Origin of the sequence: Flavobacterium sp. MMS24-S5, assembly GCF_050320125.1 — a bacterium.
Lineage (GTDB): Bacteria > Bacteroidota > Bacteroidia > Flavobacteriales > Flavobacteriaceae > Flavobacterium > Flavobacterium tyrosinilyticum.
The window spans coordinates 2,045,222-2,071,869 of record NZ_CP190016.1 but is presented as its reverse complement, the minus strand read 5'-3'; the positions used below and the strand labels follow the sequence as shown (position 1 = coordinate 2,071,869).

Annotated in this window: 34 protein-coding genes and 4 pseudogenes; 31 read left to right on the top strand and 7 right to left on the bottom strand. The window is 34.7% G+C overall.

Annotated features, from left to right (window positions below):
- Complete coding sequence (locus ACPWTF_RS09560; protein WP_427875747.1) at positions 1 to 750, top strand: hypothetical protein; 750 nt, start codon at positions 1 to 3, stop codon at positions 748 to 750.
- Positions 751 to 764: 14 nt separating this feature from the next.
- Here the strand turns inward: ACPWTF_RS09560 and ACPWTF_RS09555 are convergent.
- Positions 765 to 2,044, bottom strand: a pseudogene (locus ACPWTF_RS09555) (replication-associated recombination protein A).
- Positions 2,045 to 2,220: 176 nt separating this feature from the next.
- Here ACPWTF_RS09555 and ACPWTF_RS09550 point away from each other — a divergent pair.
- Both ACPWTF_RS09550 and ACPWTF_RS09545 read left to right on the top strand, forming a co-directional pair.
- Positions 2,221 to 2,986: pseudogene (locus ACPWTF_RS09550) on the top strand (rhomboid family intramembrane serine protease).
- 63 nt (positions 2,987 to 3,049) lie between these two features.
- Positions 3,050 to 3,547 carry a hypothetical protein gene (locus ACPWTF_RS09545; protein WP_427875272.1) on the top strand — a complete coding sequence of 166 codons (498 nt, stop codon included), beginning with the start codon at positions 3,050 to 3,052 and terminating at the stop codon, positions 3,545 to 3,547.
- On the opposite strand, the gene ACPWTF_RS09540 is transcribed toward ACPWTF_RS09545, so the two are convergent.
- The 6 genes from ACPWTF_RS09540 to ACPWTF_RS09515 form a co-directional block, all read right to left on the bottom strand.
- Positions 3,548 to 4,351 carry a DUF2490 domain-containing protein gene (locus ACPWTF_RS09540; RefSeq protein WP_427875271.1) on the bottom strand — a complete coding sequence of 268 codons (804 nt, stop codon included), beginning with the start codon at positions 4,349 to 4,351 and terminating at the stop codon, positions 3,548 to 3,550. It abuts the gene before it with no gap.
- A gap of 52 nt (positions 4,352 to 4,403) precedes the next feature.
- Positions 4,404 to 5,138, bottom strand: coding sequence for a 23S rRNA (guanosine(2251)-2'-O)-methyltransferase RlmB (gene rlmB, locus ACPWTF_RS09535; protein WP_095931505.1), 735 nt, complete (start codon positions 5,136 to 5,138; stop codon positions 4,404 to 4,406).
- 83 nt (positions 5,139 to 5,221) lie between these two features.
- Complete coding sequence (locus tag ACPWTF_RS09530; protein ID WP_427875270.1) at positions 5,222 to 6,664, bottom strand: SusD/RagB family nutrient-binding outer membrane lipoprotein; 1,443 nt, start codon at positions 6,662 to 6,664, stop codon at positions 5,222 to 5,224.
- Position 6,665: 1 nt separating this feature from the next.
- Positions 6,666 to 8,972 (bottom strand): TonB-dependent receptor domain-containing protein, encoded by a 2,307-nt coding sequence (locus ACPWTF_RS09525; RefSeq protein WP_427875269.1) that lies wholly within the window; start codon positions 8,970 to 8,972, stop codon positions 6,666 to 6,668.
- A 63-nt stretch (positions 8,973 to 9,035) separates the two neighbouring features.
- On the bottom strand, positions 9,036 to 9,896 hold the full coding sequence (locus tag ACPWTF_RS09520) for a carboxypeptidase-like regulatory domain-containing protein (RefSeq protein WP_427875268.1): 861 nt from the start codon (positions 9,894 to 9,896) through the stop codon (positions 9,036 to 9,038).
- An 84-nt stretch (positions 9,897 to 9,980) separates the two neighbouring features.
- Positions 9,981 to 11,681, bottom strand: coding sequence for a hypothetical protein (locus ACPWTF_RS09515; protein ID WP_427875267.1), 1,701 nt, complete (start codon positions 11,679 to 11,681; stop codon positions 9,981 to 9,983).
- Positions 11,682 to 11,863: 182 nt separating this feature from the next.
- Between ACPWTF_RS09515 and rpsL the strand changes: the two genes are divergently transcribed.
- The 28 genes and pseudogenes from rpsL to rpsM all read left to right on the top strand — a co-directional run bounded on the left by rpsL (position 11,864) and on the right by rpsM (position 26,643).
- The gene (gene rpsL / locus ACPWTF_RS09510) at positions 11,864 to 12,247 is read left to right on the top strand and encodes a 30S ribosomal protein S12 (protein ID WP_007136570.1); all 384 of its coding nucleotides are present in this window, start codon (positions 11,864 to 11,866) and stop codon (positions 12,245 to 12,247) included.
- A gap of 24 nt (positions 12,248 to 12,271) precedes the next feature.
- Positions 12,272 to 12,748: a 30S ribosomal protein S7 gene (rpsG, locus tag ACPWTF_RS09505; protein ID WP_026727879.1), complete on the top strand. Its 477-nt coding sequence runs from the start codon at positions 12,272 to 12,274 to the stop codon at positions 12,746 to 12,748.
- Positions 12,749 to 12,758: 10 nt separating this feature from the next.
- Positions 12,759 to 14,916, top strand: a pseudogene (gene fusA, locus ACPWTF_RS09500) (elongation factor G).
- A gap of 10 nt (positions 14,917 to 14,926) precedes the next feature.
- The gene (gene rpsJ, locus ACPWTF_RS09495) at positions 14,927 to 15,232 is read left to right on the top strand and encodes a 30S ribosomal protein S10 (protein ID WP_007803605.1); all 306 of its coding nucleotides are present in this window, start codon (positions 14,927 to 14,929) and stop codon (positions 15,230 to 15,232) included.
- Between the two features lie 405 nt (positions 15,233 to 15,637).
- Positions 15,638 to 16,255 carry a 50S ribosomal protein L3 gene (rplC, locus tag ACPWTF_RS09490; RefSeq protein WP_095931500.1) on the top strand — a complete coding sequence of 206 codons (618 nt, stop codon included), beginning with the start codon at positions 15,638 to 15,640 and terminating at the stop codon, positions 16,253 to 16,255.
- Positions 16,255 to 16,884, top strand: coding sequence for a 50S ribosomal protein L4 (rplD, locus tag ACPWTF_RS09485; RefSeq protein WP_111379744.1), 630 nt, complete (start codon positions 16,255 to 16,257; stop codon positions 16,882 to 16,884). Before rplC ends, rplD begins: the two co-directional genes overlap by 1 nt.
- A 7-nt stretch (positions 16,885 to 16,891) precedes the next feature.
- Positions 16,892 to 17,182, top strand: a complete 291-nt coding sequence (rplW, locus tag ACPWTF_RS09480) for a 50S ribosomal protein L23 (protein ID WP_008464286.1) — start codon at positions 16,892 to 16,894, stop codon at positions 17,180 to 17,182.
- Between the two features lie 9 nt (positions 17,183 to 17,191).
- Complete coding sequence (rplB, locus tag ACPWTF_RS09475) at positions 17,192 to 18,016, top strand: 50S ribosomal protein L2 (protein ID WP_008464287.1); 825 nt, start codon at positions 17,192 to 17,194, stop codon at positions 18,014 to 18,016.
- Positions 18,017 to 18,022: 6 nt separating this feature from the next.
- A pseudogene (gene rpsS, locus ACPWTF_RS09470) lies at positions 18,023 to 18,303 on the top strand (30S ribosomal protein S19).
- An 8-nt stretch (positions 18,304 to 18,311) separates the two neighbouring features.
- Positions 18,312 to 18,725 (top strand): 50S ribosomal protein L22, encoded by a 414-nt coding sequence (gene rplV, locus ACPWTF_RS09465; RefSeq protein WP_007803631.1) that lies wholly within the window; start codon positions 18,312 to 18,314, stop codon positions 18,723 to 18,725.
- A gap of 5 nt (positions 18,726 to 18,730) precedes the next feature.
- The gene (rpsC, locus tag ACPWTF_RS09460) at positions 18,731 to 19,489 is read left to right on the top strand and encodes a 30S ribosomal protein S3 (RefSeq protein WP_008464292.1); all 759 of its coding nucleotides are present in this window, start codon (positions 18,731 to 18,733) and stop codon (positions 19,487 to 19,489) included.
- A 19-nt stretch (positions 19,490 to 19,508) separates the two neighbouring features.
- Entirely contained in the window at positions 19,509 to 19,934 is a 426-nt protein-coding gene (rplP, locus tag ACPWTF_RS09455; RefSeq protein ID WP_008464295.1) for a 50S ribosomal protein L16, read from the top strand.
- 12 nt (positions 19,935 to 19,946) lie between these two features.
- Complete coding sequence (gene rpmC, locus ACPWTF_RS09450) at positions 19,947 to 20,138, top strand: 50S ribosomal protein L29 (RefSeq protein ID WP_008464297.1); 192 nt, start codon at positions 19,947 to 19,949, stop codon at positions 20,136 to 20,138.
- Between the two features lie 17 nt (positions 20,139 to 20,155).
- Entirely contained in the window at positions 20,156 to 20,416 is a 261-nt protein-coding gene (gene rpsQ, locus ACPWTF_RS09445) for a 30S ribosomal protein S17 (RefSeq protein ID WP_012022485.1), read from the top strand.
- 2 nt (positions 20,417 to 20,418) lie between these two features.
- The gene (gene rplN, locus ACPWTF_RS09440; protein ID WP_007803649.1) at positions 20,419 to 20,787 is read left to right on the top strand and encodes a 50S ribosomal protein L14; all 369 of its coding nucleotides are present in this window, start codon (positions 20,419 to 20,421) and stop codon (positions 20,785 to 20,787) included.
- 11 nt (positions 20,788 to 20,798) lie between these two features.
- A complete protein-coding gene (gene rplX, locus ACPWTF_RS09435; protein ID WP_026727873.1) occupies positions 20,799 to 21,113 on the top strand; it encodes a 50S ribosomal protein L24 in 315 nt (104 codons plus the stop codon).
- Positions 21,114 to 21,115: 2 nt separating this feature from the next.
- Entirely contained in the window at positions 21,116 to 21,667 is a 552-nt protein-coding gene (gene rplE, locus ACPWTF_RS09430) for a 50S ribosomal protein L5 (RefSeq protein WP_012022484.1), read from the top strand.
- A gap of 3 nt (positions 21,668 to 21,670) precedes the next feature.
- The gene (rpsN, locus tag ACPWTF_RS09425; RefSeq protein ID WP_008464305.1) at positions 21,671 to 21,940 is read left to right on the top strand and encodes a 30S ribosomal protein S14; all 270 of its coding nucleotides are present in this window, start codon (positions 21,671 to 21,673) and stop codon (positions 21,938 to 21,940) included.
- A gap of 105 nt (positions 21,941 to 22,045) precedes the next feature.
- Positions 22,046 to 22,444 carry a 30S ribosomal protein S8 gene (gene rpsH, locus ACPWTF_RS09420; RefSeq protein WP_008464306.1) on the top strand — a complete coding sequence of 133 codons (399 nt, stop codon included), beginning with the start codon at positions 22,046 to 22,048 and terminating at the stop codon, positions 22,442 to 22,444.
- Positions 22,445 to 22,463: 19 nt separating this feature from the next.
- Complete coding sequence (gene rplF / locus ACPWTF_RS09415) at positions 22,464 to 23,006, top strand: 50S ribosomal protein L6 (protein WP_248728271.1); 543 nt, start codon at positions 22,464 to 22,466, stop codon at positions 23,004 to 23,006.
- An 11-nt stretch (positions 23,007 to 23,017) separates the two neighbouring features.
- Complete coding sequence (rplR, locus tag ACPWTF_RS09410; RefSeq protein WP_035650451.1) at positions 23,018 to 23,368, top strand: 50S ribosomal protein L18; 351 nt, start codon at positions 23,018 to 23,020, stop codon at positions 23,366 to 23,368.
- Between the two features lie 3 nt (positions 23,369 to 23,371).
- Positions 23,372 to 23,896 carry a 30S ribosomal protein S5 gene (gene rpsE, locus ACPWTF_RS09405; protein WP_085949269.1) on the top strand — a complete coding sequence of 175 codons (525 nt, stop codon included), beginning with the start codon at positions 23,372 to 23,374 and terminating at the stop codon, positions 23,894 to 23,896.
- 11 nt (positions 23,897 to 23,907) lie between these two features.
- On the top strand, positions 23,908 to 24,090 hold the full coding sequence (gene rpmD, locus ACPWTF_RS09400) for a 50S ribosomal protein L30 (protein WP_008464315.1): 183 nt from the start codon (positions 23,908 to 23,910) through the stop codon (positions 24,088 to 24,090).
- 11 nt (positions 24,091 to 24,101) lie between these two features.
- The gene (rplO, locus tag ACPWTF_RS09395) at positions 24,102 to 24,554 is read left to right on the top strand and encodes a 50S ribosomal protein L15 (protein ID WP_095931496.1); all 453 of its coding nucleotides are present in this window, start codon (positions 24,102 to 24,104) and stop codon (positions 24,552 to 24,554) included.
- 13 nt (positions 24,555 to 24,567) lie between these two features.
- The gene (gene secY, locus ACPWTF_RS09390; protein WP_427875266.1) at positions 24,568 to 25,914 is read left to right on the top strand and encodes a preprotein translocase subunit SecY; all 1,347 of its coding nucleotides are present in this window, start codon (positions 24,568 to 24,570) and stop codon (positions 25,912 to 25,914) included.
- Positions 25,915 to 25,921: 7 nt separating this feature from the next.
- Positions 25,922 to 26,137: a translation initiation factor IF-1 gene (gene infA, locus ACPWTF_RS09385; RefSeq protein ID WP_007136545.1), complete on the top strand. Its 216-nt coding sequence runs from the start codon at positions 25,922 to 25,924 to the stop codon at positions 26,135 to 26,137.
- Between the two features lie 12 nt (positions 26,138 to 26,149).
- A complete protein-coding gene (gene ykgO, locus ACPWTF_RS09380; RefSeq protein WP_002987490.1) occupies positions 26,150 to 26,266 on the top strand; it encodes a type B 50S ribosomal protein L36 in 117 nt (38 codons plus the stop codon).
- Between the two features lie 2 nt (positions 26,267 to 26,268).
- Positions 26,269 to 26,643, top strand: coding sequence for a 30S ribosomal protein S13 (gene rpsM, locus ACPWTF_RS09375; protein ID WP_008464322.1), 375 nt, complete (start codon positions 26,269 to 26,271; stop codon positions 26,641 to 26,643).
- The last annotated feature ends 5 nt before the right edge of the window (positions 26,644 to 26,648 follow it).

Here is a 26,648-nt window from a genome sequence, read left to right as displayed (position 1 = left end):
ATGAGAATTAAAATTTTACTTACTGCAATTTTATGTTCAGTTGTTGGATTTGCACAGTCTATTAATGATTTCAAAGCTGTAATTATTCCTCTGAAATATGAGTTTATGAAGACTGATAATCAATATCGTTTGGCAACTTTAAGTAAACAAAATTTGACTAAAGGTGGTTTCGAAGCTTTTTATTCAAATGAACAACTTCCTGAGGGATATACAGACCGTTGCCAGGTTTTATATATGGATGTAATAAGAGATAATGCTTTCTTGGTAACTAAACTTATTATACAATTCAAGGATTGTTTTGGACAAGTAGTTTTTACTTCAGAAGCTGGAAAAAGTAGAGAGAAAGAATATGAAATAGCTTATAAAGAAGCGTTAGACAATGCCTTTAAGTCAGTTTATGCTTTGCATTATAAATATAGTGGAAATCCAGTTACAAATTCAAAAACATCTGCTCCTGTAAAAGCTGCTGTGGCAACAACTGTGGTTGCAACTCCAGTTGCTACTGCATCTTCGCCAGATTTGAAAGATCCAAATTTATTATATGCGCAACCAACAGAATCTGGTTACCAATTAATTGATAAAACACCAAAGGTAGTTATGAAGCTTCTTAAAACTTCTCAGCCAAATGTTTATATCGCTATAAAAGATAACGTTCAGGGTTCTTTAATCTTAAAAGAAGATGGACAATGGTACTTTGAATCTTATCAGAATGATAAATTAGTTTCAGAAAAAATTGTAGTTAAATTCTAAATACAAAATACGGCTTAATAACCGTATTTATCTTTCCAACGGTTCTTTAAAAATTCGCGGGTACTATTCTCTCTAGAATTGTTTCCAGGATTGTAAAGAACCGTTTCTTTTATAGCATCTGGAAGGAATTCTTGTTCGGCAAAATTATTGGCGTAATCGTGCGAATACTTGTATTCATCTCCGTATCCTAATTCCTTCATCAGTTTAGTAGGAGCATTTCGCAAATGAATTGGAACAGGCAAATCGCCAGTCTGTTTTACCAGCTGTTGCGCATTACCAATTGCCATATAAGAAGCATTGCTTTTTGGCGAAGCGGCCAAATAAATTGCACATTGACTTAAAATGATACGGCTTTCTGGGTATCCAATTGTTGTAACAGCCTGAAAAGTATTATTGGCCATTATAAGAGCAGTTGGGTTAGCATTGCCAATATCTTCACTTGCCAAAATAAGCATTCTTCGGGCAATAAATTTTACCTCTTCTCCGCCTTCAATCATTCGTGCCAACCAATAAACGGCTCCGTTAGGGTCGCTACCGCGAATAGATTTAATAAACGCAGAAACAATGTCGTAGTGCTGTTCGCCAGTTTTGTCATAAAGAACGGTATTTTGCTGTACGAGTTCAAAAACACGATCGTTGGTAATGGTAATTTCATCACCAGATGAAGCATTAACGACTAGTTCAAATACATTTAAGAGTTTTCTTCCATCACCACCAGATATACGCAACAAAGCTTCTGTTTCTTTTAGATTTATTTTTTTTGTCAGCAAATAGGAATCTGTTTTCATTGCACGCTGCAAAAGAGCTTCTAAATCGGCTTTTGTAAATGCATTTAGTATGTAAACCTGGCAACGTGACAATAATGCAGGAATCACTTCAAAACTTGGGTTTTCGGTTGTCGCACCGACCAAGGTTATCCAGCCTTTTTCTACAGCAGCTAAAAGCGAATCTTGCTGTGATTTGCTAAATCGATGAATCTCATCGATAAATAGAATAGGGTTTTTAGCAGTAAAAAGTCCGCCACTTTGTTTTGCTTTTTCTATAACATCGCGAATATCTTTTACGCCAGAATTTATAGCGCTCAAAATATAAAAAGGTCTTTTGGATTCCTGAGCAATAATTTGAGCCAATGTTGTTTTACCTGTACCAGGAGTGCCCCAGAAAATTAATGAAGGAATGATTCCTTTTGAAATTTGCTGTGTTAATGAACCAGTTCGTGCCCAACCAAATGGTGTTGGCTTATATAATCTTCTAATTTCTGCGGACGAATACGCTCTGCTAAAGGTGCTTCCATAAATACAAAATTACTATTTTAAGATTTAAATTTCATTCATTCAAAAGTTAAAACAGTTTGTAGAGAGAACGATTGTTCTGATTTGAGACAATTTTTTATTTTGGAATATGACAAATTATCAGTAAAATATTTTTGGATAGTTTTTTGAGTCTTGTTATTTGTTATTTTCTAAAAATATGAACGACACTAATTTTAGGTTTTCAAATTCGGTTATTGGACTTCCGATGTTTTTTGTCCTCTTTTTATGGATAGTATATTGGCTTCAGATCCGTTTTGATTTTGATTTTTATCGATACGGAATTTATCCTCGAGACTTGATTGGTTTACGTGGTGTTTTGTTCGGTCCGATTTATTCATGAAAATTTAGATCATTTGTATAACAATAGTATTCCGCTTGTAATACTATTGGCGGCGATGCAGTTTTTTTATCCAAAACAAACATTAGGTGTTATAGGCTACGGGATTCTATTTTCGGGATTAATCACTTGGGTTGTCGGAAGAGAAAATTTTCATATCGGCGCCAGCGGATTAATTTATGTTTTAGTTAGTTTTATTTTCTTTAAGGGTATTCAAACTAAATATTATAGATTGGTGGCATTATCTTTAACTGTGATTTTGCTTTATGGCGGAATGATATGGTATGTTTTCCCAGATGTTGATCAATCTATTTCTTGGGAAGGGCATTTGGCAGGACTTATTACAGGTTTTGTTTTGACATTGTTTTACAAAGCACCCGAATATGCAAAACCAATTGTTTACGATTGGCAGCGTCCAGATTTTGATCCGAGCAGTGATTCTTTTATGAAGCATTTTGATGAGAATGGAAATTTCGTTACTTTTTCCTATGAGGAGGAAGAGGATCAGATAGAGTATTTTTCGTCAAGTCATCCAGTAAATTATATTGTAGTTAAAAAAGCAGATCAAGAAGAAACCGAGGAATAATTTTCTTTGAAATAAAAAAAGTAAATTTGTTAGAGTAACAATTTAATCTTGAGCATTATGAAAATGAAGTTTCTACTTTTGTTTTTTAGTTTTGTTTTTACTGGGAAAGGAATTGCTCAATGTGAAATAAAAAATAGGGTACAGGCAGATGGTAGTATGATTTACTATTTTGAGCCTGCAGTATTTTATACTACAAAATCAAAATCGTTGAAAATTAATATTGTTACAGATAAAGAGAATTATTTTGTTGCACTGCAGCCGACACCATTTCCTGAAAAGAAAGTTGGGAAAAAGATCAAAGACGATTTAATAATTCATCTGGCGGATAATAAAACATATAATTTAGCGCATTACGATACACAATATCGACGTAACGATTCTATAATGCAAGTTCTCTATTTGATAGACAATAAAGATCTTTATGCGTTTTCTAATTACGAAGCTATTACTGCTGAAATCAATATGGAAGGAACTGAATTTGTGAGAAGCTATAACTTTAAGCTTCATAAAGATGCTATCATCGAACAGCTTAAATGTTTTTTAAAGAAAGAAGAAAATTAATTATTCTTCATCCTTCATTTCAGGATGCTTTTTGGCTTCGATTTTCTTCTTAAGGTTTCGAATAAGATTATTGAATGTTAGAGTAAGCGAGGCTGCATTGGTTGTTTGATTCCCGCTGTTTCGGGGAAGATATTCATTGCAATAGGTTAGTTCAACCTGAATATCATCCGAAAATAAATATCCAGCTCCAATATTTAAACGATTCCGATCAAAGAAACTTTCGCCAGTAACTTTTGCTCCAGATTTGAAATAAAGCTCATCTGATGCAATTGCATATACAACACCGCTTCTTAATATTTTACTATTGATTGGTTGTATATATTTAATTTGCTGTCTATATCGAAAAACATCTTCATAATCATCATCTTCATTTCTCATATGACGGAATTCAGCACGCATTCTTGTGCTTAAAGTATATCCGGTTTTATGAAAGTAATAAATACCTTGAAGAGCAAATCGTGTTTCTGGAGATTCGAACTGACCAATTTCGGGTACATCTCTATTATTAAAATAGGCTATAAAAGCAGAGAATTTCCATCTTGGAGAAAAATAGTAATGTCCCCAGCCTCTAATGGATCTTTGAATTGTGTTTTCAAATAAATTTGGAGATGATTCTTTACTGCTGTAAGCTGCGGCGAAATCTATTTCTGTCGCCCATTTTTTGCTTAAAGTTTGGTTGAACTGAATTTCATTCCAAAATTGATTGTACGTAGTATTTTGTCCGTAGCTGTTTGTAATTAGTAAAATTACAAACAGGCAGCGGAATATTGTAACTTTTGATTTTGAATTAGATTTTGAAAGCATTAATTAAAGGTATTTAATTATTTCATTCGCATCTTAATCTCTCAATGTGTTTTTAGGTTCTTTGGCGAACAGCTTCGTATAGAAAAGCGCCGCAGGCTACAGATACGTTTAGTGATCCAATTGTACCGAACATTGGCAATTTGGCTTTTTCGTCAACTATTTTTAAAACAGAAGGGTTTATTCCTCGATCTTCAGATCCCATAATAATAGCCAATGGTTCTGTTAGTGATATGTCGTATATGTTTTGATCTGTTTTTTCAGTTGCAGCAACTGTTTTTACTCCAGAACCTTGCAAGTAAAAGATCGCATCTTTTATATGTTCAACTTTGCAAATAGGCACATTGAATACCGCTCCAGCAGAAGTCTTAACTGTATCTCCATTAACGGGAGCCGAACCTGCTTTTTGTATAATAATTCCGTTTACACCAGTACATTCAGCTGTTCTAATAATAGCACCAAAATTTCTAGCGTCTGATACCTGATCTAATATTAGAAAAAGAGGCTTTTGACCTGACTCAATTGTAGATTCAACTAAATGTTCTAAATCAATAAAACCAATAGGAGAGATGGTTGCTACTGCACCTTGATGATTATTTGGAGTAAGGCGGTTTAGTTTTTCTACAGGTACATAAGAGAAGTTAACGTTTGCACGTTTCATTACCTTCATTAAATCCTTCATAAGCTCACCAGAAATGTCTTTCTGTATGAAAACTTTATCTACTTCTTTTCCTGCTTGAATTGCCTCTATGATGGCTCTAATGCCAAATATTTGATGTTCTTTTTCCATTGGACAAATATAGGTAATATGTTTATATAAAAAAACCGCCCTGAATTAACAGAGCGGTTTGATATAATTGTTTTGAGAATAAATTAGAATTTATCCCAGAAAACGTGAACTTTAAGTTTGTTTCCTCCAATTGCAGTAGAAGCAGCAGCCCAATTTGCATTGTTTACTGTTTGCTCGTTGATTGGATAAGTGTAACGTTTTGGAATTTCTCCTTCAGCAGCAGCAACAGCGTTAGCAGGTGCAACTAAAGCAGGGAAATCTAATCTTCTGTAAGAGTTCCAAGCTTCGAATGGTCTGTTGAAGAAAGCAATCCAAGCTTGTTTACCGATTTTTTCTTTGTAAGTTGCTCCTGCAGCAGTAGCATAAGCTACTTCTGGTTTAGCTAAGTAAGCAGCAGCTTCACTTGCAATTCCCCAATTTTCGAAAGAAGCAGTGATAGCTCTGTTATAGTAGTACTCAGCAGTATTTCCAACAGCATATCCTCTTGCAGCAGCTTCAGCTAAGTAGAAGTTAGATTCAGTAGCCTCAGCTAATAAACCTGGGAAATCAGCAGCTTTTAACTTGTCTCCAATAGCAGAGAAATTTTGGTAAATGTTAGTTAGGCCGTTAAGACCTCCTTTATAAGATCCATCAGGCATTGCATTGAAATAAATAGCTCTTCTTGGATCTTGTAAAGTATTCATTGCATTAACAATAGTTTCAGAAGCAACGAAGTCATTACGGTTACTAGCTACTAAGTTAGCAAAAATAGGGTTGTACATTGGAGCAGCTCCTGGATAGTCGAAAGTTGCATTTTGAGTATTGTTTAAGATAACTCCAGCATTGTAAGCACTTTCAACTGTACTTTTAGAAAGTGCAGCATCAGCATCAGCTAAATTCAAACCAATTTTTAATTTCAAAGTGTTAGCAAAAAGTTTCCATTTTGCTACATCACCTCCATAAATAAAGTCAGCAGAACCAAAAGAATCAGCACTAGTATTTAATTGAGCAATAGCTGCGTCTAATCTAGTGATTAATTTAGGGTAAATAGCTGCATCATCTTCGTATTTAGGTAAAATTACTTCTTTTACTTTTAATGCGTCAGTGTAAGGAACATCTCCGTAAGTATCCACTAAAACTTGGAAAGTGTAAACTTGAAGGATCTCAATTAAAGCAATTTTATTCTTTTGTACTGTAGCATCGCCACCTTCAGTTAAAATTACTTCTTTTGAAGTTTGTAAATTACCTAATGTACTTCTGTATAGTGCATTCCAGTGTCCGTCTCCAATTCTTCTTGTAGTAATATTGAATCTTGCTTCAGTGTTGTACTGAGTTGCAGCCCAATATTGAGATGTATATCTTAATATACTTAGGTTGACACTTGGAGTTACTAGTTGATCTGTAAGTTCTTTTTCAGCATTCGTGAAAAGCGTCTCAGAAGGTACGTCGTAAGATTTGTCCTGGTCATTGTTGTATGTAGGATCATCGCTTACACAGCTTGTCATAAATAATGACAATGCTGTTATTGAGAGGATTAATTTTTTCATCTTAGAAAGTCGCTTTAATATTAAATGAGTATACTTTTGTTGTTGGCATTACACCTGATTGAAAACCTTGAACGTTTCCAGATGATTGTCCAGCTTCTGGGTCAGCATACGGTAAATTTTTGTGAATAATCCAAAGATTATTTCCTAATAAACTAAATGAGATTGATTTAGCCATTGTTTTGTCTAAGAATCTAGACGGTACATTGTATGTGAAACCAACTTCTCTTAATTTTACGTAAGATGCATCGTAGATGAATTTTTTGTTTGGTTCAACTTCAACACCAAAACCAGCTCCTACCATGTTTGCAGGGATTCTAGATTGGTTTGGAGTACCATCTTCGTAAACACCGTCAAGGATAATACCACCACCATTAGCGATAGAGTTTCTTAATGGGTTTCCTAAGTCGTTAAGACCAGCAGTTTCTGGGTAAAGACCTGTGTATTGTCCGTAAGCTTGATCTAGAGAGTAAACACTTCCTCCTTTTTTCATATCGATTAAGAAGTTCAAAGAGAAATCTTTGTAGTTAAATCTGTTAGAAAGACCACCGATCCAGTCAGCTTGGATGTTTCCAATTACTTTATCAGTAGCAAGTAGGTAGTAACCATCTTCGTCAACTGTTTTGTTTCCGTTTGCATCATATACATAGTCTGTTCCTCTCATTGTACCGTAAGGTTGACCAACAGTAGCATTTAAAGAAACTCCATTTTGCCATGAAGCTAATTGTAAGTTATCTCTTCCTTGGTTCAAAGAAACAACTTCGTTTCTGTTTCTAGACCAGTTTACACCAACTTGCCATTCGAAATCTTTAGTTTTAACTGGTGATCCGAATAAAGATACCTCGATACCTTTGTTTTGCATTTCTCCAGCATTAATTTGTGAAGTTGCAAATCCTGTAGATGTAGATTGTGGTACGTTGAAAATTTGATCTGTAGTGTTAGATTGGTATACAGATACGTCAAAACTTAATCTGTTTTTGAACATAGCTGCCTCAACACCAAACTCCCAGCTTTTTAATTTTTCAGATCTTAAGTTTTTAAAGTCAACGAAAGTAGAGCTGTTAGCAAACATTAAGTTTCCGCCAATTAATCCATTGTTAACTTTTGATCCAATTAAACCAGCAGCAGGGTCATTACCTACAACTGCGTAGTTAGCTCTAAGCTTTAAGTTGTTTAACCAATCTTGTTTGATTAATTCAGATACAATGAAACTTGTTCCAAGCGACCAGTAATCATATTTGTTGTTGTTTTGTGGTAAAGCAGTAGATTGATCTCTTCTGTATGAACCTTCAACGAAAACGATTCTGTTGTAGTCAATAGAGCCTTGAGTGTAAAGACCTAATTTGTTGTAGTTGATCTCTTGCTCGATAGGAGCAACAAATGACATAGAGTTAGCTAATGTAAATAATCCAGGAGCTACTAAACCTCCAGTTGTTGATCCGTCGAAAGAATCTACGTGAGATTTAATGAAAGTTGATCCACCTAAAAGTTTAGCTGAAATTTTTTCAGAGATTTTTAAGTCGTAAGTTGCGATGAAATCGTAAGTTGTCTGTAAGAAGCTTCTTGTATATAATGAATATCCAGAAGTTTCGTCAAGAGCTTGTAAACCAAACTCTTCAGCGTGGCTTCCTTTTTCTTTTCTTAATTCTTGTCTGTCGTTAGAAGTATCTACAGTAACACGTCCTAAAACATTAAAGTTTTTTGTTATATCATAAGAGATATTCGCACCTGCAAGAACTCTAGTTCTGTCATCAGAAGAGAAGTTTTTGTAACGGTCAAAGTATGGGTTGTTCCAGTAAGCTGGAGCAAAATTTCCATTTAATGGATCATTCATGTTCCAAGTAACGTTTTGTCCGTTTACATTGTATGCGTCTTTTAATTCTCTAACATCAACGTTAGTTTGCCACCATTGTCTGAAACCAGTTAAGATGTTATCTCCATAACCTGTACTGTTTCTACCTACTGTAGATTGATCAGAGAATGTAAAGAATGCAGACGTTTTAATTTTGTCTGATAAGTTTCTTGTGAAACTACCATTAAGAATGTTTCTGTTTAATCTACTGTTTGGTAAAATTCCAGATTCATTGTTGTTAGTGTAGCTAAAGTTGTAAGATCCTTTTTCGTCTCCACCGCTTAATCCAACGTTGTTAACTGTGCTGAAAGATTTTTGGAAGAATTTACCAGGATCATTAGCAGCAGCAACCCATGGAGTAGCTTTACCATAATTAGCGTTACCTGGAGCAAAAGCAGTCCATTGGAATACGTTTAAACTTGGGTTGAAAGCATTACCGAAAGATGAATCGGCAGTCATATCAACAACTTGATCAGGAATACCATCTCCGTTAGCATCTGCTGTGTAGAAACTATCGTTTGGTCATGAATAACCATTAGCTCCGTAACCTTTTTGGTACTTAATGAAAGTATCTTTATCATAAGAACCCATAGAAGTTGTAGAACTGAAACTTACTCCTAAAGCGCTGTTTTTCTTGCCTTTTTTAGTAGTAATCATAATCGCACCATTCGCAGCCTGGCTACCATATAATGCAGTTGCAGCAGCACCTTTAAGTACTGTAATAGATTCAATGTTGTTTGGGTCAATATCAGAAGCAGAGTTACCAAAGTCAAAACCTTGTCTTCCGCTTTTTGCTGATGCTGAGTTTAAGTTATCATTGCTAATAGCAACACCATCAACAACCATTAATGCTTGGTTGTTTCCAGTTAAACTTTTTGATCCACGTAGTACGATGTTTGTAGATCCACCAAAGTTAGAGTTAGTTTTAACCTCTAAACCTGCAACTTTACCTGATAAGTTGTTTAGGAAGTTGTTTGTTGGTGTTGAGTTAACTGTTTTTTCATCAAGTTTTTGTGATGAGTAACCTAAAGATTTTTTCTCTCTTTTGATACCTAAAGCTGTTGTTACTACAACTGCTTCAAGTTCTTGTGCGTCACCTGATAATTTAACATTAACTACAGATGAGCTTGCAGCTACTTCTTGGGTTTTCATTCCAATGTAGCTAAATACCAAAACTTGGCTTGAAGATGCTTTAATAGAAAATTTTCCATCAAAATCAGTTTGTGTTCCAGTTTTGCTTCCTTTCACTAATACACTTACCCCCGGTAAAGGCATACCTGTATTATCGGAAACTGTTCCTGAAACAGCTCTTTCTTGCGCAAATGTCAATTGCGCAACTAGTACTAATAAAAGCACTAAGAATCCATTGAACTTTAGTTTCATTTTTAAATATTTTGAATTAGTATCGCAAAACTCTTAATAATTTGTTAACTTTCCTAATAAAAAAAATATTTTTTTTGGTAAACCCTAAAATTTAACATTATAACATATGTTTACGATAGTGTTATATAATTGTATTTCCTGTTGATTTTGCTGTCCATTCGTGAGAATAATTCGTAAAATTCCGTTTTTTGTTTCTATTCCCACACCTATGCCGATTCCTATTAAATTCTTAATTTTTTTAGGATTTGAAATATTGGTTAAGTCTTGATATATAGCATAATCGGCTATAGAATGGATGTAAGCGCTTTTTGAAAACATATATCTGTATTCTGTAAGAAATGCAGAATAAAAATTTGCCTGTAGACTGTTTTCTGAAAATCCTCTGATTGAATTCATACCTCCAAATCGAAATAATTCATTGGTAATATAATTTTTGCTGTCTAAATAGCAACTTTGAGAATTTATGTTAATGAAATTCTTGTTATTAAGTTCGAAATTGTACGCGGCATTTACATTTATATAAAATTGTTTGCTAGGATCTGCTGTTTCAAGATCATTATTTGTTTCTCTTTTTCCAAGGCCTATTATCGAACTTAAAAATGCTTTTCCAGGCATGAGGCTATTGTTGGAGTCTGTTTTTTTGTATTCGTATGTTGAAGTAAAGTAGGAATTGTTGAAATCACTAATAGTAGAATTATTGATGTTTTGAATATCGCTTGATTCGGTAGATTGGTAACCAAGGTAGATCTTGGAATTGTAATTTAAATAGTAGCCAAGATTGATGTCTGTTTTAGTGTTCTGAAATGTGCTGTCTTGTTTGAAGATATTTAATTGTGCTTTTATTCCAAGTGGAGATTGAAACAGATAGGGGATTTCAAGTTTTGTGTTGAAGGTTTTTTGTTGGTTTCCGTCGCTTTTCCAATAAAGAGAAAATTTTTCGCCAGCTCGTAATATGTTTGTTAATGAAATGTCCAAATAACCATTTAGAATTAACTTTTTGTTTTCGTCATTTGAAAAACCAATATATCCATCAAAATTGTTCGCTTTTCTTTTGTCAAGATAAGTGTAGATTTTGGTCGAATCTGAAGTGAATAAGATTTCGGGATACTTGGGCTGTGAAACAAATTCAAAACTATTAATATCGTCATAAAGTTTTTTGACAGTTTCTTGATTAAAAGTTTTGTTTAGGTATTTTTTGTTTAATTGTTTAAGCGCTCCTTTTGGAAAATAGTCTTTCAGAGAAGGGTTTGTATAATTTACAATAATTGAATTTAAGGTTCTTTTTTTTTCGGAATCGAAATTTAAATCAGCGTAAATTATTGAATTCTTTTTTTTAATGTTTTCAAGTTTGATTTTAGAAAATGCAAATCCTGCTTTTTCGTTGTCTGATATTTTTTGATTTAAGAAATTTTCAAGTTCTGTATAGGGTATTATTATGCTGTCTTTTGTTGTTGTTTTTGAGTGGTAAAAAAAACTATTTATACCTATATATATATGTATCTCTTTTATTCTAGTTTGCAAGTCTATTAAAATAGTATAAGTGCTGTCGTTTGCCTTTTTGTTTTCTAATGTTTTAGCGTCTATATAGCCTTGTTTTGCTAGTTTGTTTGTTACTGTTGAAATTTCATTGTTTAGTGATTTTATGTTTGGATGTTTTTTTATGTAAAAAATGGAGTCAATAGTTTGATCTTGTTTTTTGTTTATTCCAGTTATATTAAGGTAGAAAGATTGCGCAAAACAATTTGATGATAGAAGTAAAATGAGTATGTAATGTAATTGTTTCAAAAGCAATTGTTTTGTTAGTTAAATGTAAAGCAAATATCTAATGTTTCTTTGTGAAATCATAGATATAAATAATGTTGTTGAAAATTAATGATTTAACGTTTGTATAGTGAAAATTATTTTATACATTTGCAACCCCGTAAAAAGCGGGAATTTAATAAACATAATAATTTTTAGTATTAATTATGCCAACAATTCAACAATTAGTAAGAACAGGAAGAACTCAGATCACTAAGAAGAGTAAATCGGTTGCTTTAGATTCTTGTCCTCAAAGAAGAGGGGTTTGTACGCGTGTTTACACTACTACACCAAAAAAACCAAACTCTGCAATGCGTAAAGTTGCGCGTGTACGTTTGACAAATGGTAATGAGGTGAATGCTTACATCCCAGGTGAAGGACATAATCTACAAGAGCACTCGATAGTATTAGTGCGAGGTGGAAGGGTAAAAGATTTACCAGGTGTTAGATATCATATCGTTCGTGGAGCTCTTGATACGTCAGGTGTTGCAGGAAGAACGCAAAGAAGATCTAAGTACGGTGCTAAACGCCCAAAAGAAGCAAAAAAGTAATTTAAAAACTTTTAAGAAAAAGACATGAGAAAAAGAGCGGCAAAGAAAAGACCACTTTTACCGGATCCAAGGTTTAATGACCAATTAGTTACACGTTTTGTGAACAACTTAATGTGGGATGGTAAGAAATCTACAGCTTTTAAAGTATTTTATGATGCAATTGATATCATAGAAACTAAAAAGCAAAATGATGAGAAAACTTCATTAGAGATCTGGAAAGATGCTTTAACTAACGTTATGCCTCACGTAGAAGTACGTAGCCGTAGAGTTGGTGGAGCTACATTCCAAATTCCAATGCAGATTCGTCCAGACAGAAAAATTTCTATGGCAATGAAGTGGTTAATACTTTATTCTAGAAGAAGAAATGAAAAATCTATGGCACAACGTTTAGCTTCTGAGTGTTTAGCTGCTGCTAAAGAAGAAGGTGCTGCGGTTAAGAAAAGAATGGATACTCACAAAATGGCAGAAGCTAATAAAGCATTCTCTCACTTTAGATTTTAATTCGTAAGAAATGGCTAGAGATTTAAAATATACAAGAAATATCGGAATCGCTGCTCACATTGATGCTGGTAAAACAACAACAACTGAGCGTATTCTTTTTTATACTGGAAAGTCACACAAAATTGGTGAGGTACACGATGGTGCTGCAACAATGGACTGGATGGCTCAAGAGCAAGAAAGAGGTATTACAATTACTTCTGCTGCTACAACTTGTACTTGGAATTTTCCAACTGTACAAGGTAAGGTTATTCCAGAATCATTACCGTACCACTTTAATATTATTGATACTCCTGGGCACGTTGACTTTACTGTAGAGGTAAACCGTTCTTTACGTGTACTTGATGGTTTGGTTTTCTTATTTAGTGCTGTTGATGGTGTTGAGCCTCAATCAGAAACTAACTGGAGGCTTGCTGATCAATATAGAGTTCCTCGTATGGGATTCGTAAATAAAATGGACTGTCAAGGTGCTAACTTCTTAGCTGTATGCGGACAGGTTAAAGATATGTTGAAATCGAATGCGGTTGCAATTACTTTGCCTATTGGTGATGAAGCAGATTTCAAAGGGATTGTTGACTTAGTTAAAAATCAAGCTATTGTATGGCATGATGAAACTCAAGGAGCTACTTTTGATATCGTTGATATTCCAGCTGATATGGTTGATGATGTAAAGCACTACCGTTCTATCCTTATCGAAGAGATTGCAACTTATGATGAAAATCTTTTGGATAAATACATGGAAGATGAAAACTCTATTACAGAGGAAGAAATCAACAATGCTTTAAGAGCTGCAACTATCGATATGGCAATCATTCCTATGCTTGCTGGTTCTTCTTTCAAAAACAAAGGAGTTCAATTTATGTTAGATGCTGTTTGTAAGTATTTACCATCTCCATTAGATAAAGAAGGTATTGAAGGAATTCACCCTGACGATGCTGAATTATTAGAAGAAGATCAAACTAAAATCTTACGTCGTCCAGATGTAAAAGAGCCGTTTGCTGCTTTGGCATTTAAAATTGCTACAGATCCATTCGTAGGTCGTTTAGCTTTCTTCCGTGCTTACTCTGGGCGTTTAGATGCTGGTTCTTATGTTTTAAATACTCGTTCTGGTAACAAAGAGAGAATTTCTCGTATTTACCAAATGCACGCTAACAAACAAAATCCAATCGAATTTATTGAGGCTGGAGATATTGGAGCTGCTGTAGGATTTAAAGATATCAAAACAGGAGATACTTTGTGTGATGAAAAGAGTCCAATTATCTTGGAATCTATGAAATTCCCAGAGCCGGTAATTGGTATTGCTATTGAGCCTAAAACTAAAGCTGACGTTGATAAAATGGGTATGGCTTTGGCTAAATTAGCTGAGGAAGATCCAACGTTTACAGTAAGAACTGATGAGGCTTCTGGTCAAACTATTATTTCTGGTATGGGTGAGCTTCACTTAGATATCTTAGTTGATCGTATGAAACGTGAGTTTAAAGTAGAGGTTAACCAAGGTGAGCCACAAGTAGAATATAAAGAGGCGTTTACTAAATCTGCTCAGCATAGAGAAACTTACAAAAAACAATCTGGAGGTCGTGGTAAATTCGGTGATATCGTATTTAGAATCGAGCCTGCTGATGAAGTTGATGGTAAAGTTCCTGTAGGATTGCAGTTTGTTAATGAGGTAAAAGGTGGTAACGTTCCTAAAGAATATATCCCTGCTGTTGAAAAAGGTTTCCGTGAGGCTATGAAAACAGTTCCCATTAGCTGGATACGCTGTTGATAGTTTGAAGGTAACTTTATTAGACGGATCTTTCCACCCTGTGGATTCTGATGCTCTTTCTTTTGAATTAGCTGCTAGAATGGGTTATAAAGAGTCAGGACGTGCTGCTGGGGCTGTTATTCTTGAGCCAATCATGAAAATCGAGGTTATTACTCCAGAAGAAAACATGGGTGATATCGTAGGTGATTTGAACCGTCGTAGAGGTCAAGTTAATGACATGGGTGATAGAAATGGTGCTAAGACTATCAAAGCTGACGTGCCTTTATCAGAAATGTTTGGTTATGTAACTACATTAAGAACATTATCTTCTGGTAGAGCAACTTCAACAATGGAGTTTTCTCACTATGCAGAAACACCTTCTAATATTTCAGAAGAGGTAATCAAAAAAGCAAAAGGTAACGCTTAATTTTAAGAAAATGAGTCAAAAAATCAGAATAAAACTAAAATCTTACGATCACATGTTGGTGGATAAATCTGCTGAAAAGATCGTAAAAACAGTAAAAACTACTGGAGCGGTTGTAACAGGTCCAATTCCGTTGCCAACTCACAAAAAACTTTTCACTGTATTACGTTCTCCGCACGTTAACAAAAAAGCGAGAGAGCAATTTGAGGTAATGTCATACAAGAGATTGATTGATATTTATTCATCTTCATCTAAAACTATTGATGCTTTAATGAAACTTGAATTGCCAAGTGGAGTTGAAGTTGAGATTAAAGTATAATTTTTTTATATTTTTTTATATAAAAAGCGAGGCATTTTTTGTCTCGCTTTTTTTGTTTTAAAAAGTTGTTTTTAGTTTGTGAAATTTAATTTTTTTTTATTTTATAAAAATTTTTACTTTTTTGTAAAAGCCTTTGTTTTAAAGGGGTGCGAGTTTTTTTTGTTGTGATTTTATTAATTAATTGTTATGATTGGGTTGCTTGAAGATTGAAAAAACAGACTCAAATTTTATTGTGATTAAAGTTGGTTTTGGTGTTGTTTTGGTGCTTGGATTTTGATTATGAGCGATTTAATTTTTACAACTGTTTGGTATATTCGTTTTTAATGTCTACTTTTGCACTCCCTGTTTGGAAATTTCTGTTATTTTCAAATTGAAGGGAATTTTAGTAATTAATAATTAATATTTATGTCTGGGTTAATTGGTAAGAAAATCGGCATGACTAGTATCTTTGATGAAAACGGGAAAAACATTCCTTGTACAGTAATCGAAGCTGGTCCATGCGTTGTTACCCAAGTCAGAACCAAAGAGGTTGACGGGTATGAAGCGTTGCAACTTGGTTTCGATGACAAAAACGAGAAACATTCTACTAAAGCTGCTTTAGGGCACTTTAAAAAAGCTGGAACTGTTGCTAAGAAAAAAGTCGTTGAATTTCAGGATTTTGCAACTGAACAAAAATTAGGAGATCTTGTAGATGTTACTATTTTTGCAGAAGGAGAATTTGTGGATGTACAAGGTGTGTCTAAAGGTAAAGGTTTCCAGGGTGTTGTTAAACGTCACGGTTTTGGTGGTGTTGGACAAGCTACTCATGGTCAGCACAACCGTTTAAGAGCGCCAGGTTCTGTAGGAGCTTCTTCTTATCCATCTAGAGTATTCAAAGGAATGCGTATGGCTGGAAGAATGGGAGGAGAAAATGTAAAAATTCAAAACCTTAGAGTTTTAAAAGTAGTTGCTGATAAGAATCTACTTGTTGTTAAAGGATGCGTTCCTGGGCACAAAAACTCTTATGTAATCATTCAGAAGTAATGGAAGTAAAAGTATTAGATTTCAACGGAAAAGATACTGGTAGAAAAGTTCAACTTTCTGATTCAGTATTCGCAATTGAGCCAAACAATCACGCAGTATATCTTGATGTTAAGCAATATCTTGCTAATCAAAGACAAGGTACTCACAAAGCTAAAGAAAGAGCTGAAGTAACTGGAAGTACGCGTAAGATTAAAAAACAAAAAGGAACTGGTACTGCGCGTGCAGGAAGTGTTAAGAATCCATTGTTTAAAGGTGGTGGAACAGTTTTCGGACCAAGACCAAGAAGTTATTCATTCAAATTGAATAAAGGCTTAAAGAGATTAGCTAGAAAATCAGCTTTCTCAATCAAAGCAAAAGAGTCAAATATCGTAGTTTTAGAAGATTTTAATTTTGAAGCACCAAACACTAAAAATTTCATTAACGTTTTGAAAGCTTTAGGGTTAGAGAATAAAAAATCTTTATTTGTGTTGGGTGAGTCAAATAAAAATGTATATTTGTCGTCACGTAATTTAAAGGCTTCAAACGTCGTAACTAGCTCAGAATTAAGCACTTACGCAATATTAAACGCTAATAATTTAGTGCTTTTGGAAGGTTCTTTAGAGTTAATTGAAGAAAATTTAAGTAAATAATAGGAATATGAGCATTATTATTAGACCTATAGTAACGGAAAAAGTAACCAAAGAAAGTGAAGTTCTAAACCGCTTCGGATTCGTTGTTAACAAAAAAGCAAACAAAGTTGAGATTAAGAAAGCTGTTGAAGCTGCTTATGGAGTAACTATCGTTTCTGTTAACACAATGAATGTGAGACCAGATAGATCTACTAAATACACTAAAAGTGGTTTAATCAGTGGAAAGACAAATGCTTATAAAAAAGCAATTGTACAAGTACAAGAAGGAGAAACAATTGATTTTTACAACAATATCTAAGATAGAAAAATGTCAGTAAGAAAATTAAAACCTATTACCCCGGGTCAGCGATTTAGAGTTGTGAATGGTTATGACGCTATTACAACTGATAAGCCGGAACGCTCATTGATAGCGCCGATAAAAAACTCAGGAGGTAGAAATAGTCAAGGAAAGATGACCATGCGTTATACGGGTGGTGGTCACAAGCAGAGATATCGTATTATTGATTTCAAAAGAACTAAAGATGGAATTCCAGCTACAGTGAAATCAATTGAATATGATCCAAATCGTACTGCATTTATCGCTTTATTAGCTTACGCTGATGGAGAGAAAACTTATATTATCGCACAAAATGGATTGAAAGTTGGTCAGAAATTAGTTTCTGGACCAGAGTCTCAACCAGAAATCGGTAATACATTACCTTTAAGCAGAATTCCTCTTGGAACTGTTATATCTTGTATTGAGTTACGTCCAGGACAAGGAGCGGTTATCGCTCGTTCAGCTGGAACTTTTGCTCAGTTAATGGCAAGAGACGGGAAATATGCAACAATTAAAATGCCTTCTGGTGAGACAAGATTAATCTTGTTAACTTGTTCGGCTACAATTGGAGCTGTTTCTAACTCTGACCACCAATTAGTTGTGTCTGGAAAAGCAGGTAGAACAAGATGGTTAGGAAGAAGACCTAGAACTAGACCAGTAGCGATGAACCCAGTTGATCACCCTATGGGAGGTGGTGAAGGACGTTCTTCTGGAGGGCACCCACGTTCAAGAAACGGATTGCCAGCTAAAGGTTACAGAACTCGTTCTAAGAAAAACCCGAGTAACAAGTATATCGTAGAACGTAGAAAGAAATAATAAGATATGGCACGTTCATTAAAAAAAGGCAGCTTTTCGTTCATTATAAATTAGACAAGAAAGTTCAAGAAAACGTAGAAAGTGGTAAAAATGCAGTTGTTAAGACTTGGTCTAGAGCTTCAATGATTACTCCAGATTTCGTTGGACAAACTATCGCAGTTCATAACGGTCGTCAATTTGTACCAGTTTACGTAACAGAAAACATGGTAGGTCACAAATTAGGAGAGTTTTCGCCAACTAGATCTTTTAGAGGTCATGCTGGAGCAAAAAATAAAGGTAAAAAATAAAAGAAGCAATGGGAGTTCGTAAAAGAGAAACAGCAGATGCGAGAAAAGAGGCTAATAAGTCTATCGCTTTCGCAAAATTGAATAACTGCCCTACTTCACCTAGAAAAATGCGCTTAGTAGCGGACTTGGTAAGAGGTCAGAAGGTAGAAAGAGCACTTAACATTTTAAGATTCAGTTCTAAAGAAGCTTCAAGAAAATTAGAAAAACTATTATTATCTGCAATCAATAACTGGGAGCAAAAAAATAGTGAAGGTAATTTAGAAGAGGCTGGATTATTTGTTAAAGAGATCAGAGTAGATGGTGGAATGATGTTAAAAAGACTTCGTCCAGCTCCACAAGGTCGTGCACACAGAATAAGAAAACGTTCTAATCACGTAACAATCGTGCTTGGAGCTATCAATAACACACAAAGCAATTCTTAAGCAGCATGGGACAAAAGACAAATCCAATTGGAAATAGACTTGGTATCATCAGAGGATGGGACTCAAACTGGTATGGTGGAAATGATTACGGTGATAAACTTGCCGAAGATCACAAAATCAGAAAGTATATCCACGCTCGTTTATCAAAAGCTAGTGTATCTAAAGTAATCATCGAGAGAACTTTGAAACTTGTAACCGTTACTATCACTACTGCTAGACCTGGTATCATTATCGGAAAAGGTGGACAAGAGGTAGACAAGTTAAAAGAAGAACTTAAGAAAGTTACTGACAAAGAGGTTCAAATCAACATCTTTGAAATTAAAAGACCTGAGTTAGATGCTTATCTTGTGGCGACAAGCATCGCTCGTCAAATCGAAAGCCGTATTTCTTACAGACGTGCAATCAAAATGGCTATTGCTGCTTCTATGCGTATGAACGCTGAAGGTATCAAAGTTTTGATTTCTGGTCGTTTGAATGGTGCTGAGATGGCGCGTTCGGAAGGTTTCAAAGAAGGTAGAATTCCTCTATCAACTTTCAGAGCTGACATTGATTATGCACTTGCTGAAGCTCACACTACTTACGGTAGAATGGGGATCAAAGTGTGGATCATGAAAGGTGAAGTTTACGGTAAGAGAGAACTTTCTCCACTTGCTGGAATGGATAAAAAACAATCTGGTACAGGTGGTGGAAAAGGTGGAGATGCTCCTAGAGGCAAATCTAACTTTAACAAAGGTGGAAAACCAGACGCTCGTAAAAGAAAGTAAATTTTTAAACTAAAGAAAAATGTTACAGCCTAAAAGAACAAAATACCGTAAGGTACAAAAAGGTAGAATGAAAGGTAACTCTCAAAGAGGGCATGAACTTTCAAATGGAATGTTTGGTATTAAATCTGTACATGAAGATGGAATGTTCTTAACTTCTCGTCAAATCGAAGCTGCACGTATCGCTGCAACTCGTTACATGAAAAGAGAGGGACAATTATGGATTAAAATTTTCCCAGACAAACCTATTACTAAGAAACCTCTTGAAGTACGTATGGGTAAAGGTAAAGGAGCAGTTGAGTATTGGGCTGCTGTTGTTAAACCAGGAAGAATTATGTTTGAAGTTGGAGGAGTTCCATTGTCAGTTGCAAAAGAGGCTTTACGTCTTGCAGCTCAAAAACTTCCAGTAAAAACTAAGTTCGTCGTTGCTAGAGATTTCGAAGCATAATTTATATTTATTATGAAACAATCAGAAATAAAAGATCTTTCTGCAGCGGAGTTGCAAGAAAAGCTTAGTCAAACTAAGAAAGTATATGCTGACCTAAAAATGGCTCACGCAATCTCTCCAATTGCTAACCCACTTCAAATTAGAAGCGTTAGAAGAACAGTTGCAAGATTAGCTACAGAGTTAACTAAAAGAGAGTTACAATAATTGTATTCTGCTGAAAGATGGAAGAAAAAAGAAATTTAAGAAAAGAAAGAATAGGTGTTGTTACTTCAAATAAGATGGATAAATCTATCGTTATTTCGGAAGTAAGAAAAGTAAAACACCCATTATACGGTAAGTTCGTGTTGAAAACTAAGAAATATGTTGCACACGACGAAACAAACGACTGTAACATTGGAGATACTGTAAGAATTAGCGAAACGCGTCCTTTAAGTAAAACAAAATGTTGGAGATTAGTTGAAATCTTAGAAAGAGCTAAATAATTATGGTACAACAAGAATCAAGACTAAAAGTAGCAGATAACACGGGAGCTAAAGAAGTTTTAACTATTCGTGTTTTAGGAGGTACTAAAAGAAGATATGCCTCTGTTGGTGACAAAATTGTAGTTTCTATCAAAGATGCAACTCCAAACGGAAACGTGAAAAAAGGAGCTGTTTCAACTGCAGTTGTTGTGCGTACTAAAAAAGAAGTGAGAAGAGCTGATGGTTCTTATATCCGTTTCGATGACAATGCATGTGTTCTTTTGAACGCTGCAGGGGAAATGAGAGGAACTCGTGTTTTTGGTCCGGTAGCAAGAGAACTTCGTGAAAAACAATTCATGAAAATTGTATCATTAGCACCAGAAGTGCTTTAATTCGTTTTAAGATGATAAAGCTAAAAATAAAATCAGGAGATATCGTAAGAGTTATTGCTGGAGACCATAAAGGGGCTGAAGGTAAAGTTTTACGTGTTTACCGTGAAAAAAACAAAGCGATCGTTGAAGGTGTAAACATGGTTTCTAAACATACTAAACCAAGTGCTAAAAACCCTCAAGGTGGTATCGTTAAGAAAGAAGCTTCTATTCAAATTTCTAACATTGCTTTAATTGATCCTAAAACTAAGGAGACAACTAGAGTAGGTATTAGAGTAGAAGGAGATAAGAAAGTAAGATTTTCAAAAAAATCTAATCAAGTACTATAGTAATGGCATATACACCTAGACTAAAAGAAGAATATAAGAGTAGAGTAATCTCTGCTCTTAAAGAAGAGTTCGGATATACAAACGTGATGCAAGTTCCTAAACTTGAGAAAATCGTTTTGAGCCGTGGAGTTGGTGCAGCTGTATCTGATAAAAAACTTATTGACTATGCAGTTGATGAGTTAACAAAGATCACTGGACAAAAAGCAGTTTCTACAATCTCTAAGAAAGACGTTGCGTCTTTCAAATTGAGAAAAGGAATGCCTATTGGAGCAAAAGTTACTTTACGTGGAGAAAGAATGTATGAGTTTTTAGATAGACTTATCACTTCTGCTTTACCACGTGTTAGAGATTTTGGTGGTATTAAAGCTACTGGATTCGACGGAAGAGGTAACTACAATCTTGGAGTTTTAGAGCAAATCATTTTCCCAGAAATTGATATTGACAAAGTAAACAAAATTTCAGGAATGGATATTACTTTTGTTACTACTGCAAAAACAGACAAGGAAGCAAAGTCATTATTGGCTGAATTAGGATTACCTTTTAAAAAGAATTAAGACATGGCTAAAGAATCAATGAAAGCCCGCGAGGTGAAAAGAGAGAAAACGGTAGCTAAGTACGCTGAAAAGAGAAAAGCTTTATTAGAAGCTGGAGACTATGAAGGTTTACAAAGATTACCTAAAAATGCTTCACCAGTTCGTTTACACAACCGTTGTAAGTTAACAGGTAGACCTAGAGGTTACATCCGTCAATTCGGTATTTCACGTGTAACTTTCCGTGAAATGGCTAACAATGGATTAATTCCTGGTGTTAAAAAAGCATCTTGGTAATCTGGCAATAAGTTATTACTTTTGCAAACCAAAAAATAATTTTTAATTGATTAAAGGTTCGGGAGATGAGTATCTCCCGAAAACCATAATCGCAATCAAATACATATGTATACAGATCCTATTGCAGATTATTTGACTAGAGTTCGTAACGCTGTGGCTGCAAACCACAAAGTTGTTGAAATTCCAGCATCTAATCTTAAAAAAGAGATAACTAAGATCTTATTTGATCAAGGTTATATCTTAAGTTACAAATTTGAGCAGAACACAGTTCAAGGTTCTATCAAAATTGCTTTGAAGTATGATAAAGATACTAAAGAGCCTGTAATCAAAGATATCCAAAGAATTAGTAAACCTGGTTTACGTAAGTACGCAGGTGCTGCCAAATTACCTAGAATCCTTAACGGATTAGGAATTGCTATTGTTTCTACATCAAAAGGTTTGATGACAGGAAAACAAGCTAAGCAATTAAATGTAGGTGGTGAAGTAATTTGTTACGTATACTAATTTTAAACACTAGATAAAGATGTCAAGAATAGGTAAAAGCCCAATTGTAATCCCTGCTGGTGTAACTGTTGAAGTTAAAGACGGTATTATTACAGTAAAAGGAAAAAGAGGTCAACTAGTACAAGAGTTTTCGGACGTAAATGTAACTGTTGAAGGCGATCAAGTTTTAGTTGAAAGATCGTCTGATCATAAAGACCATAGAGCAAAACACGGATTATTTAGATCTTTGATCAATAATATGATTGTTGGTGTATCTGAAGGTTTCACAAAAGAACTAGAATTAGTTGGAGTAGGTTATAGAGCTTCAAACCAAGGTCAAAAATTAGATTTAGCTCTTGGATATTCTCACAATATTGTTTTAGAAATTGCTCCAGAAGTATCTTTAGAAACAGTATCTGAAAAAGGTAAGAACCCTATCGTAAAATTAACATCGTTTGATAAACAACTTTTAGGTCAAGTAGCTGCGAAAATCAGAGGTTTCCGTAAGCCTGAGCCATACAAAGGAAAAGGTGTTAAATTTGTGGGTGAAGTATTAAGAAGAAAAGCAGGTAAATCAGCTTAAAATATAAGATTATGTCATTAACAAAATCTGAAAGAAGACAGAGAATTAAATTCAGAATTAGAAAATCGGTTAGTGGTTCTGCTGCAAGACCTAGACTTTCTGTTTTTAGAAGTAATAAAGAAATTTACGCTCAAATTATTGATGATGTAAATGGAGTTACTATCTTAGCTGCATCTTCTAGAGAAAAAGAAATAGGAAAAGGTACTAACGTTGAAGTAGCTGCTGCTGTTGGAAAACTAGTTGCGGAGAAAGCGTTAAAAGCTGGGATTGATACCATCACTTTTGATAGAGGTGGATATTTATATCACGGGCGTATTAAATCATTAGCAGAAGGCGCAAGAGCCGCTGGACTTAAATTCTAATATATTATGTCTAAATACAAAAATGTAGAATTGGTAAAACCTAGTGGTCTTGAATTAAAAGATCGTCTAGTTAGTGTTAATCGTGTTACTAAAGTTACAAAAGGTGGTAGAGCTTTCGGTTTTTCTGCTATTGTAGTTGTAGGTGATGAAAATGGAGTAGTTGGTCATGGATTAGGAAAATCTAAAGACGTTTCTGAAGCAATTGCGAAAGCAGTAGAAGATGCTAAGAAAAATTTAGTTAGAATTCCTTTGAATGGACAATCTGTTCCTCACGAACAAAAAGGTAAATTTGGTGGTGCACGCGTATTCTTAATTCCAGCGTCTCATGGTACTGGAGTTATTGCTGGTGGAGCTGTTCGTTCAGTTCTTGAGTCAGTAGGTATTCACGATGTATTGTCTAAATCTCAAGGATCATCAAATCCACATAACGTAGTAAAAGCAACTTTTGATGCTTTATTGCAAATGAGAAGCGCTCATACTGTTGCAAAACAAAGAGGTGTTTCTTTAGAGAAAGTTTTTAAAGGTTAATTCAGGAAATTATGGCTAAATTATTAGTAAAACAAGTAAGAAGCAAAATCAACTGTCCTCTTTCTCAAAAGAGAGGGTTGGAAGCTTTAGGTCTACGTAAAATTGGACAAGTTGTGGAGCATGAGTCAAATCCTGCTATCCTTGGGATGATAAACAAAGTTAAACACTTAGTTTCTGTTGAAGAAGCTAAATAACAAATACTGTTATGAATTTAAGTAACTTACAACCTGCTGAGGGATCTACACACAATCAAAATAAAAGATTAGGTAGAGGAGAAGGTTCTGGAAAAGGTGGTACCGCTGCACGTGGACACAAAGGAGCAAAATCTCGTTCTGGTTATTCTAAGAAGATTGGTTTTGAAGGAGGGCAGATGCCACTTCAAAGACGTGTACCTAAGTTTGGTTTCAAAAACATCAATCGTAAAGAATACGAAGGTGTTAATTTAGATACTCTTCAATTATTAGTTGATAACGGTGCAATTACTGATTCTGTATCTATGACAGAGTTCGTGGCAAATCGTCTAGCTACTAAAAATGAGATCGTTAAGATTTTAGGTAGAGGAGAATTGAAAGCAAAATTAAAAGTAACTGCCCACAAATTTACTGCTACTGCAAAAGCTGCTATTGAAGCTGCTGGTGGAGAAGCTGTAACTATATAACTTATCTATTAAGATGAAGAAATTTATTGAATCAATAAGTAATGTTTGGAAAATCGAAGAACTAAAGAATAGAATCTTAATTACATTAGGATTGCTTTTAGTATATCGTTTTGGAGCACACGTTACGCTTCCTGGAATTGACGCAACGCAATTGACTGGTTTAGCGGGACAAACTAAAAATGGTTTAGGATCTATCCTAGACATGTTCACCGGGGGTGCTTTCTCTAAGGCTTCAGTTTTTGCTTTAGGTATCATGCCTTATATTTCTGCGTCTATTGTTGTTCAGTTGATGGGGATTGCGATTCCATATTTACAAAAACTTCAAAATGATGGGGAAAGTGGTAGAAAAAAGATTAATCAAATCACTCGTTGGTTGACAATCGCTATCACATTGGTTCAAGGTTCAACTTATATCTATAATTTATACAGAACATTGCCTAGTAATGCATTTTTGCTAGGCTTTAATTCTCCTGAATTTTTGTTCTCGTCTGTTATCATTTTGGTTACTGGTACAATTTTTGCTATGTGGCTGGGTGAGAAAATTACGGATAAAGGTATTGGAAATGGTATTTCATTGTTAATTATGGTTGGTATTTTAGCTCGTTTACCGCAAGCTTTTATCCAAGAGTTTACAACTCGTGTTACCAATAACAATGGAGGTCCAATGTTATTAGTTATTGAAATTATTGTGTGGTTATTAGTTATCATCTCTTGTGTATTGCTTACAATGGCAGTACGTAGAATCCCTGTTCAGTATGCTCGTCGTACAACTACAGGAGATTACGAGCAAGATTTGGCAGGAGGTAATAGACAATGGATTCCCCTTAAGCTTAATGCTTCTGGAGTTATGCCAATTATTTTTGCTCAGGCAATTATGTTTATTCCTGCGGCTGTAGCTGGATTGTCTAAATCAGATACATCACAATCTATTGTTGGTGCATTTAGTAATATGTTTGGTTTCTGGTATAATTTTGTTTTTGCAACTTTAATTATTGTATTTACATTCTTTTATACTGCGATCACTGTACCTACTAACAAAATGGCTGATGATTTAAAGAGAAGCGGCGGTTTTATTCCTGGAGTTCGTCCTGGAGCAGAAACTTCTGATTTCCTTGATAAAGTGATGTCTTTAATAACTTTCCCAGGATCTTTATTCCTTGCTTTGATTGCTGTGTTCCCAGCTATTGTTGTAAGTATTATGGATGTACAACAATCTTGGGCGATGTTTTTTGGAGGTACCTCATTAATAATTATGGTTGGTGTTGCAATAGATACTATTCAACAAATCAATTCATACTTGTTAAACAAACATTATGATGGTTTAATGAAGACTGGTAAAAATAGAAAAGCGGTAGCTTAATATATTTATGGCAAAACAATCAGCAATAGAACAAGACGGATCAATCATTGAAGCATTATCAAATGCGATGTTCCGTGTAGAGTTAGAAAATGGACATATCGTAATTGCTCATATTTCTGGAAAAATGCGTATGCATTACATCAAATTATTACCTGGTGATAAAGTGAAACTAGAAATGAGTCCATACGATTTGTCAAAAGCAAGAATTACTTATCGATATTAAAGGATATTCACTATGAAAGTTAGAGCATCAGTAAAAAAGAGAAGTGCCGAGTGCATTATCGTGCGTAGAAAAGGGAGACTGTACGTAATAAACAAAAAGAATCCTAGATTTAAACAAAGACAAGGATAATTATGGCAAGAATAGCAGGGGTAGATATCCCAAAAAACAAAAGAGGTGTTATTGCACTTACCTACATCTTCGGATTAGGAAAAAGTAGAGCTATCGAGATTTTGGAAAAAGCTCAAGTTAGCCAAGATAAAAAAGTTCAAGATTGGAATGATGATGAAATCGGAGCAATTCGTGAAGCTGTTTCATTTTACAAAATTGAAGGAGAATTACGTTCTGAAATATCTTTAAACATTAAACGTTTAATGGATATCGGATGTTACAGAGGTATTCGTCATAGATCTGGTCTTCCATTAAGAGGGCAAAGAACTAAAAACAACTCAAGAACAAGAAAAGGTAAAAGAAAAACTGTTGCTAACAAGAAAAAAGCAACTAAATAATAAGT

Excerpts from the sequence above, each read along its gene's own strand:
- rlmB (WP_095931505.1), bottom strand. The coding sequence starts at position 5,138 with ATGGAAAAAGAACATCAAATATTTGGCATTAGAGCCATCATAGAGGCA.
- rpsJ (WP_007803605.1), top strand. The coding sequence starts at position 14,927 with ATGAGTCAAAAAATCAGAATAAAACTAAAATCTTACGATCACATGTTG.
- infA (WP_007136545.1), top strand. The coding sequence starts at position 25,922 with ATGGCAAAACAATCAGCAATAGAACAAGACGGATCAATCATTGAAGCA.
- rplN (WP_007803649.1), top strand. The coding sequence starts at position 20,419 with ATGGTACAACAAGAATCAAGACTAAAAGTAGCAGATAACACGGGAGCT.
- ACPWTF_RS09545 (WP_427875272.1), top strand. The coding sequence starts at position 3,050 with ATGAAGTTTCTACTTTTGTTTTTTAGTTTTGTTTTTACTGGGAAAGGA.
- rpmD (WP_008464315.1), top strand. The coding sequence starts at position 23,908 with ATGGCTAAATTATTAGTAAAACAAGTAAGAAGCAAAATCAACTGTCCT.
- rplB (WP_008464287.1), top strand. The coding sequence starts at position 17,192 with ATGTCAGTAAGAAAATTAAAACCTATTACCCCGGGTCAGCGATTTAGA.
- rplE (WP_012022484.1), top strand. The coding sequence starts at position 21,116 with ATGGCATATACACCTAGACTAAAAGAAGAATATAAGAGTAGAGTAATC.
- rpsM (WP_008464322.1), top strand. The coding sequence starts at position 26,269 with ATGGCAAGAATAGCAGGGGTAGATATCCCAAAAAACAAAAGAGGTGTT.
- rplP (WP_008464295.1), top strand. The coding sequence starts at position 19,509 with ATGTTACAGCCTAAAAGAACAAAATACCGTAAGGTACAAAAAGGTAGA.
- ACPWTF_RS09525 (WP_427875269.1), bottom strand. The coding sequence starts at position 8,972 with ATGACTGCCGATTCATCTTTCGGTAATGCTTTCAACCCAAGTTTAAAC.
- ACPWTF_RS09520 (WP_427875268.1), bottom strand. The coding sequence starts at position 9,896 with ATGAAACTAAAGTTCAATGGATTCTTAGTGCTTTTATTAGTACTAGTT.
- rplF (WP_248728271.1), top strand. The coding sequence starts at position 22,464 with ATGTCAAGAATAGGTAAAAGCCCAATTGTAATCCCTGCTGGTGTAACT.
- rpsH (WP_008464306.1), top strand. The coding sequence starts at position 22,046 with ATGTATACAGATCCTATTGCAGATTATTTGACTAGAGTTCGTAACGCT.
- rplX (WP_026727873.1), top strand. The coding sequence starts at position 20,799 with ATGATAAAGCTAAAAATAAAATCAGGAGATATCGTAAGAGTTATTGCT.
- rplW (WP_008464286.1), top strand. The coding sequence starts at position 16,892 with ATGAGCATTATTATTAGACCTATAGTAACGGAAAAAGTAACCAAAGAA.
- secY (WP_427875266.1), top strand. The coding sequence starts at position 24,568 with ATGAAGAAATTTATTGAATCAATAAGTAATGTTTGGAAAATCGAAGAA.
- rplV (WP_007803631.1), top strand. The coding sequence starts at position 18,312 with ATGGGAGTTCGTAAAAGAGAAACAGCAGATGCGAGAAAAGAGGCTAAT.
- rpsL (WP_007136570.1), top strand. The coding sequence starts at position 11,864 with ATGCCAACAATTCAACAATTAGTAAGAACAGGAAGAACTCAGATCACT.
- rpsC (WP_008464292.1), top strand. The coding sequence starts at position 18,731 with ATGGGACAAAAGACAAATCCAATTGGAAATAGACTTGGTATCATCAGA.
- rpmC (WP_008464297.1), top strand. The coding sequence starts at position 19,947 with ATGAAACAATCAGAAATAAAAGATCTTTCTGCAGCGGAGTTGCAAGAA.
- rplO (WP_095931496.1), top strand. The coding sequence starts at position 24,102 with ATGAATTTAAGTAACTTACAACCTGCTGAGGGATCTACACACAATCAA.
- ACPWTF_RS09560 (WP_427875747.1), top strand. The coding sequence starts at position 1 with ATGAGAATTAAAATTTTACTTACTGCAATTTTATGTTCAGTTGTTGGA.
- rpsG (WP_026727879.1), top strand. The coding sequence starts at position 12,272 with ATGAGAAAAAGAGCGGCAAAGAAAAGACCACTTTTACCGGATCCAAGG.
- rplC (WP_095931500.1), top strand. The coding sequence starts at position 15,638 with ATGTCTGGGTTAATTGGTAAGAAAATCGGCATGACTAGTATCTTTGAT.
- rpsQ (WP_012022485.1), top strand. The coding sequence starts at position 20,156 with ATGGAAGAAAAAAGAAATTTAAGAAAAGAAAGAATAGGTGTTGTTACT.
- ACPWTF_RS09530 (WP_427875270.1), bottom strand. The coding sequence starts at position 6,664 with ATGAAAAAATTAATCCTCTCAATAACAGCATTGTCATTATTTATGACA.
- rpsN (WP_008464305.1), top strand. The coding sequence starts at position 21,671 with ATGGCTAAAGAATCAATGAAAGCCCGCGAGGTGAAAAGAGAGAAAACG.
- ACPWTF_RS09540 (WP_427875271.1), bottom strand. The coding sequence starts at position 4,351 with ATGCTTTCAAAATCTAATTCAAAATCAAAAGTTACAATATTCCGCTGC.
- rplD (WP_111379744.1), top strand. The coding sequence starts at position 16,255 with ATGGAAGTAAAAGTATTAGATTTCAACGGAAAAGATACTGGTAGAAAA.
- ykgO (WP_002987490.1), top strand. The coding sequence starts at position 26,150 with ATGAAAGTTAGAGCATCAGTAAAAAAGAGAAGTGCCGAGTGCATTATC.
- rplR (WP_035650451.1), top strand. The coding sequence starts at position 23,018 with ATGTCATTAACAAAATCTGAAAGAAGACAGAGAATTAAATTCAGAATT.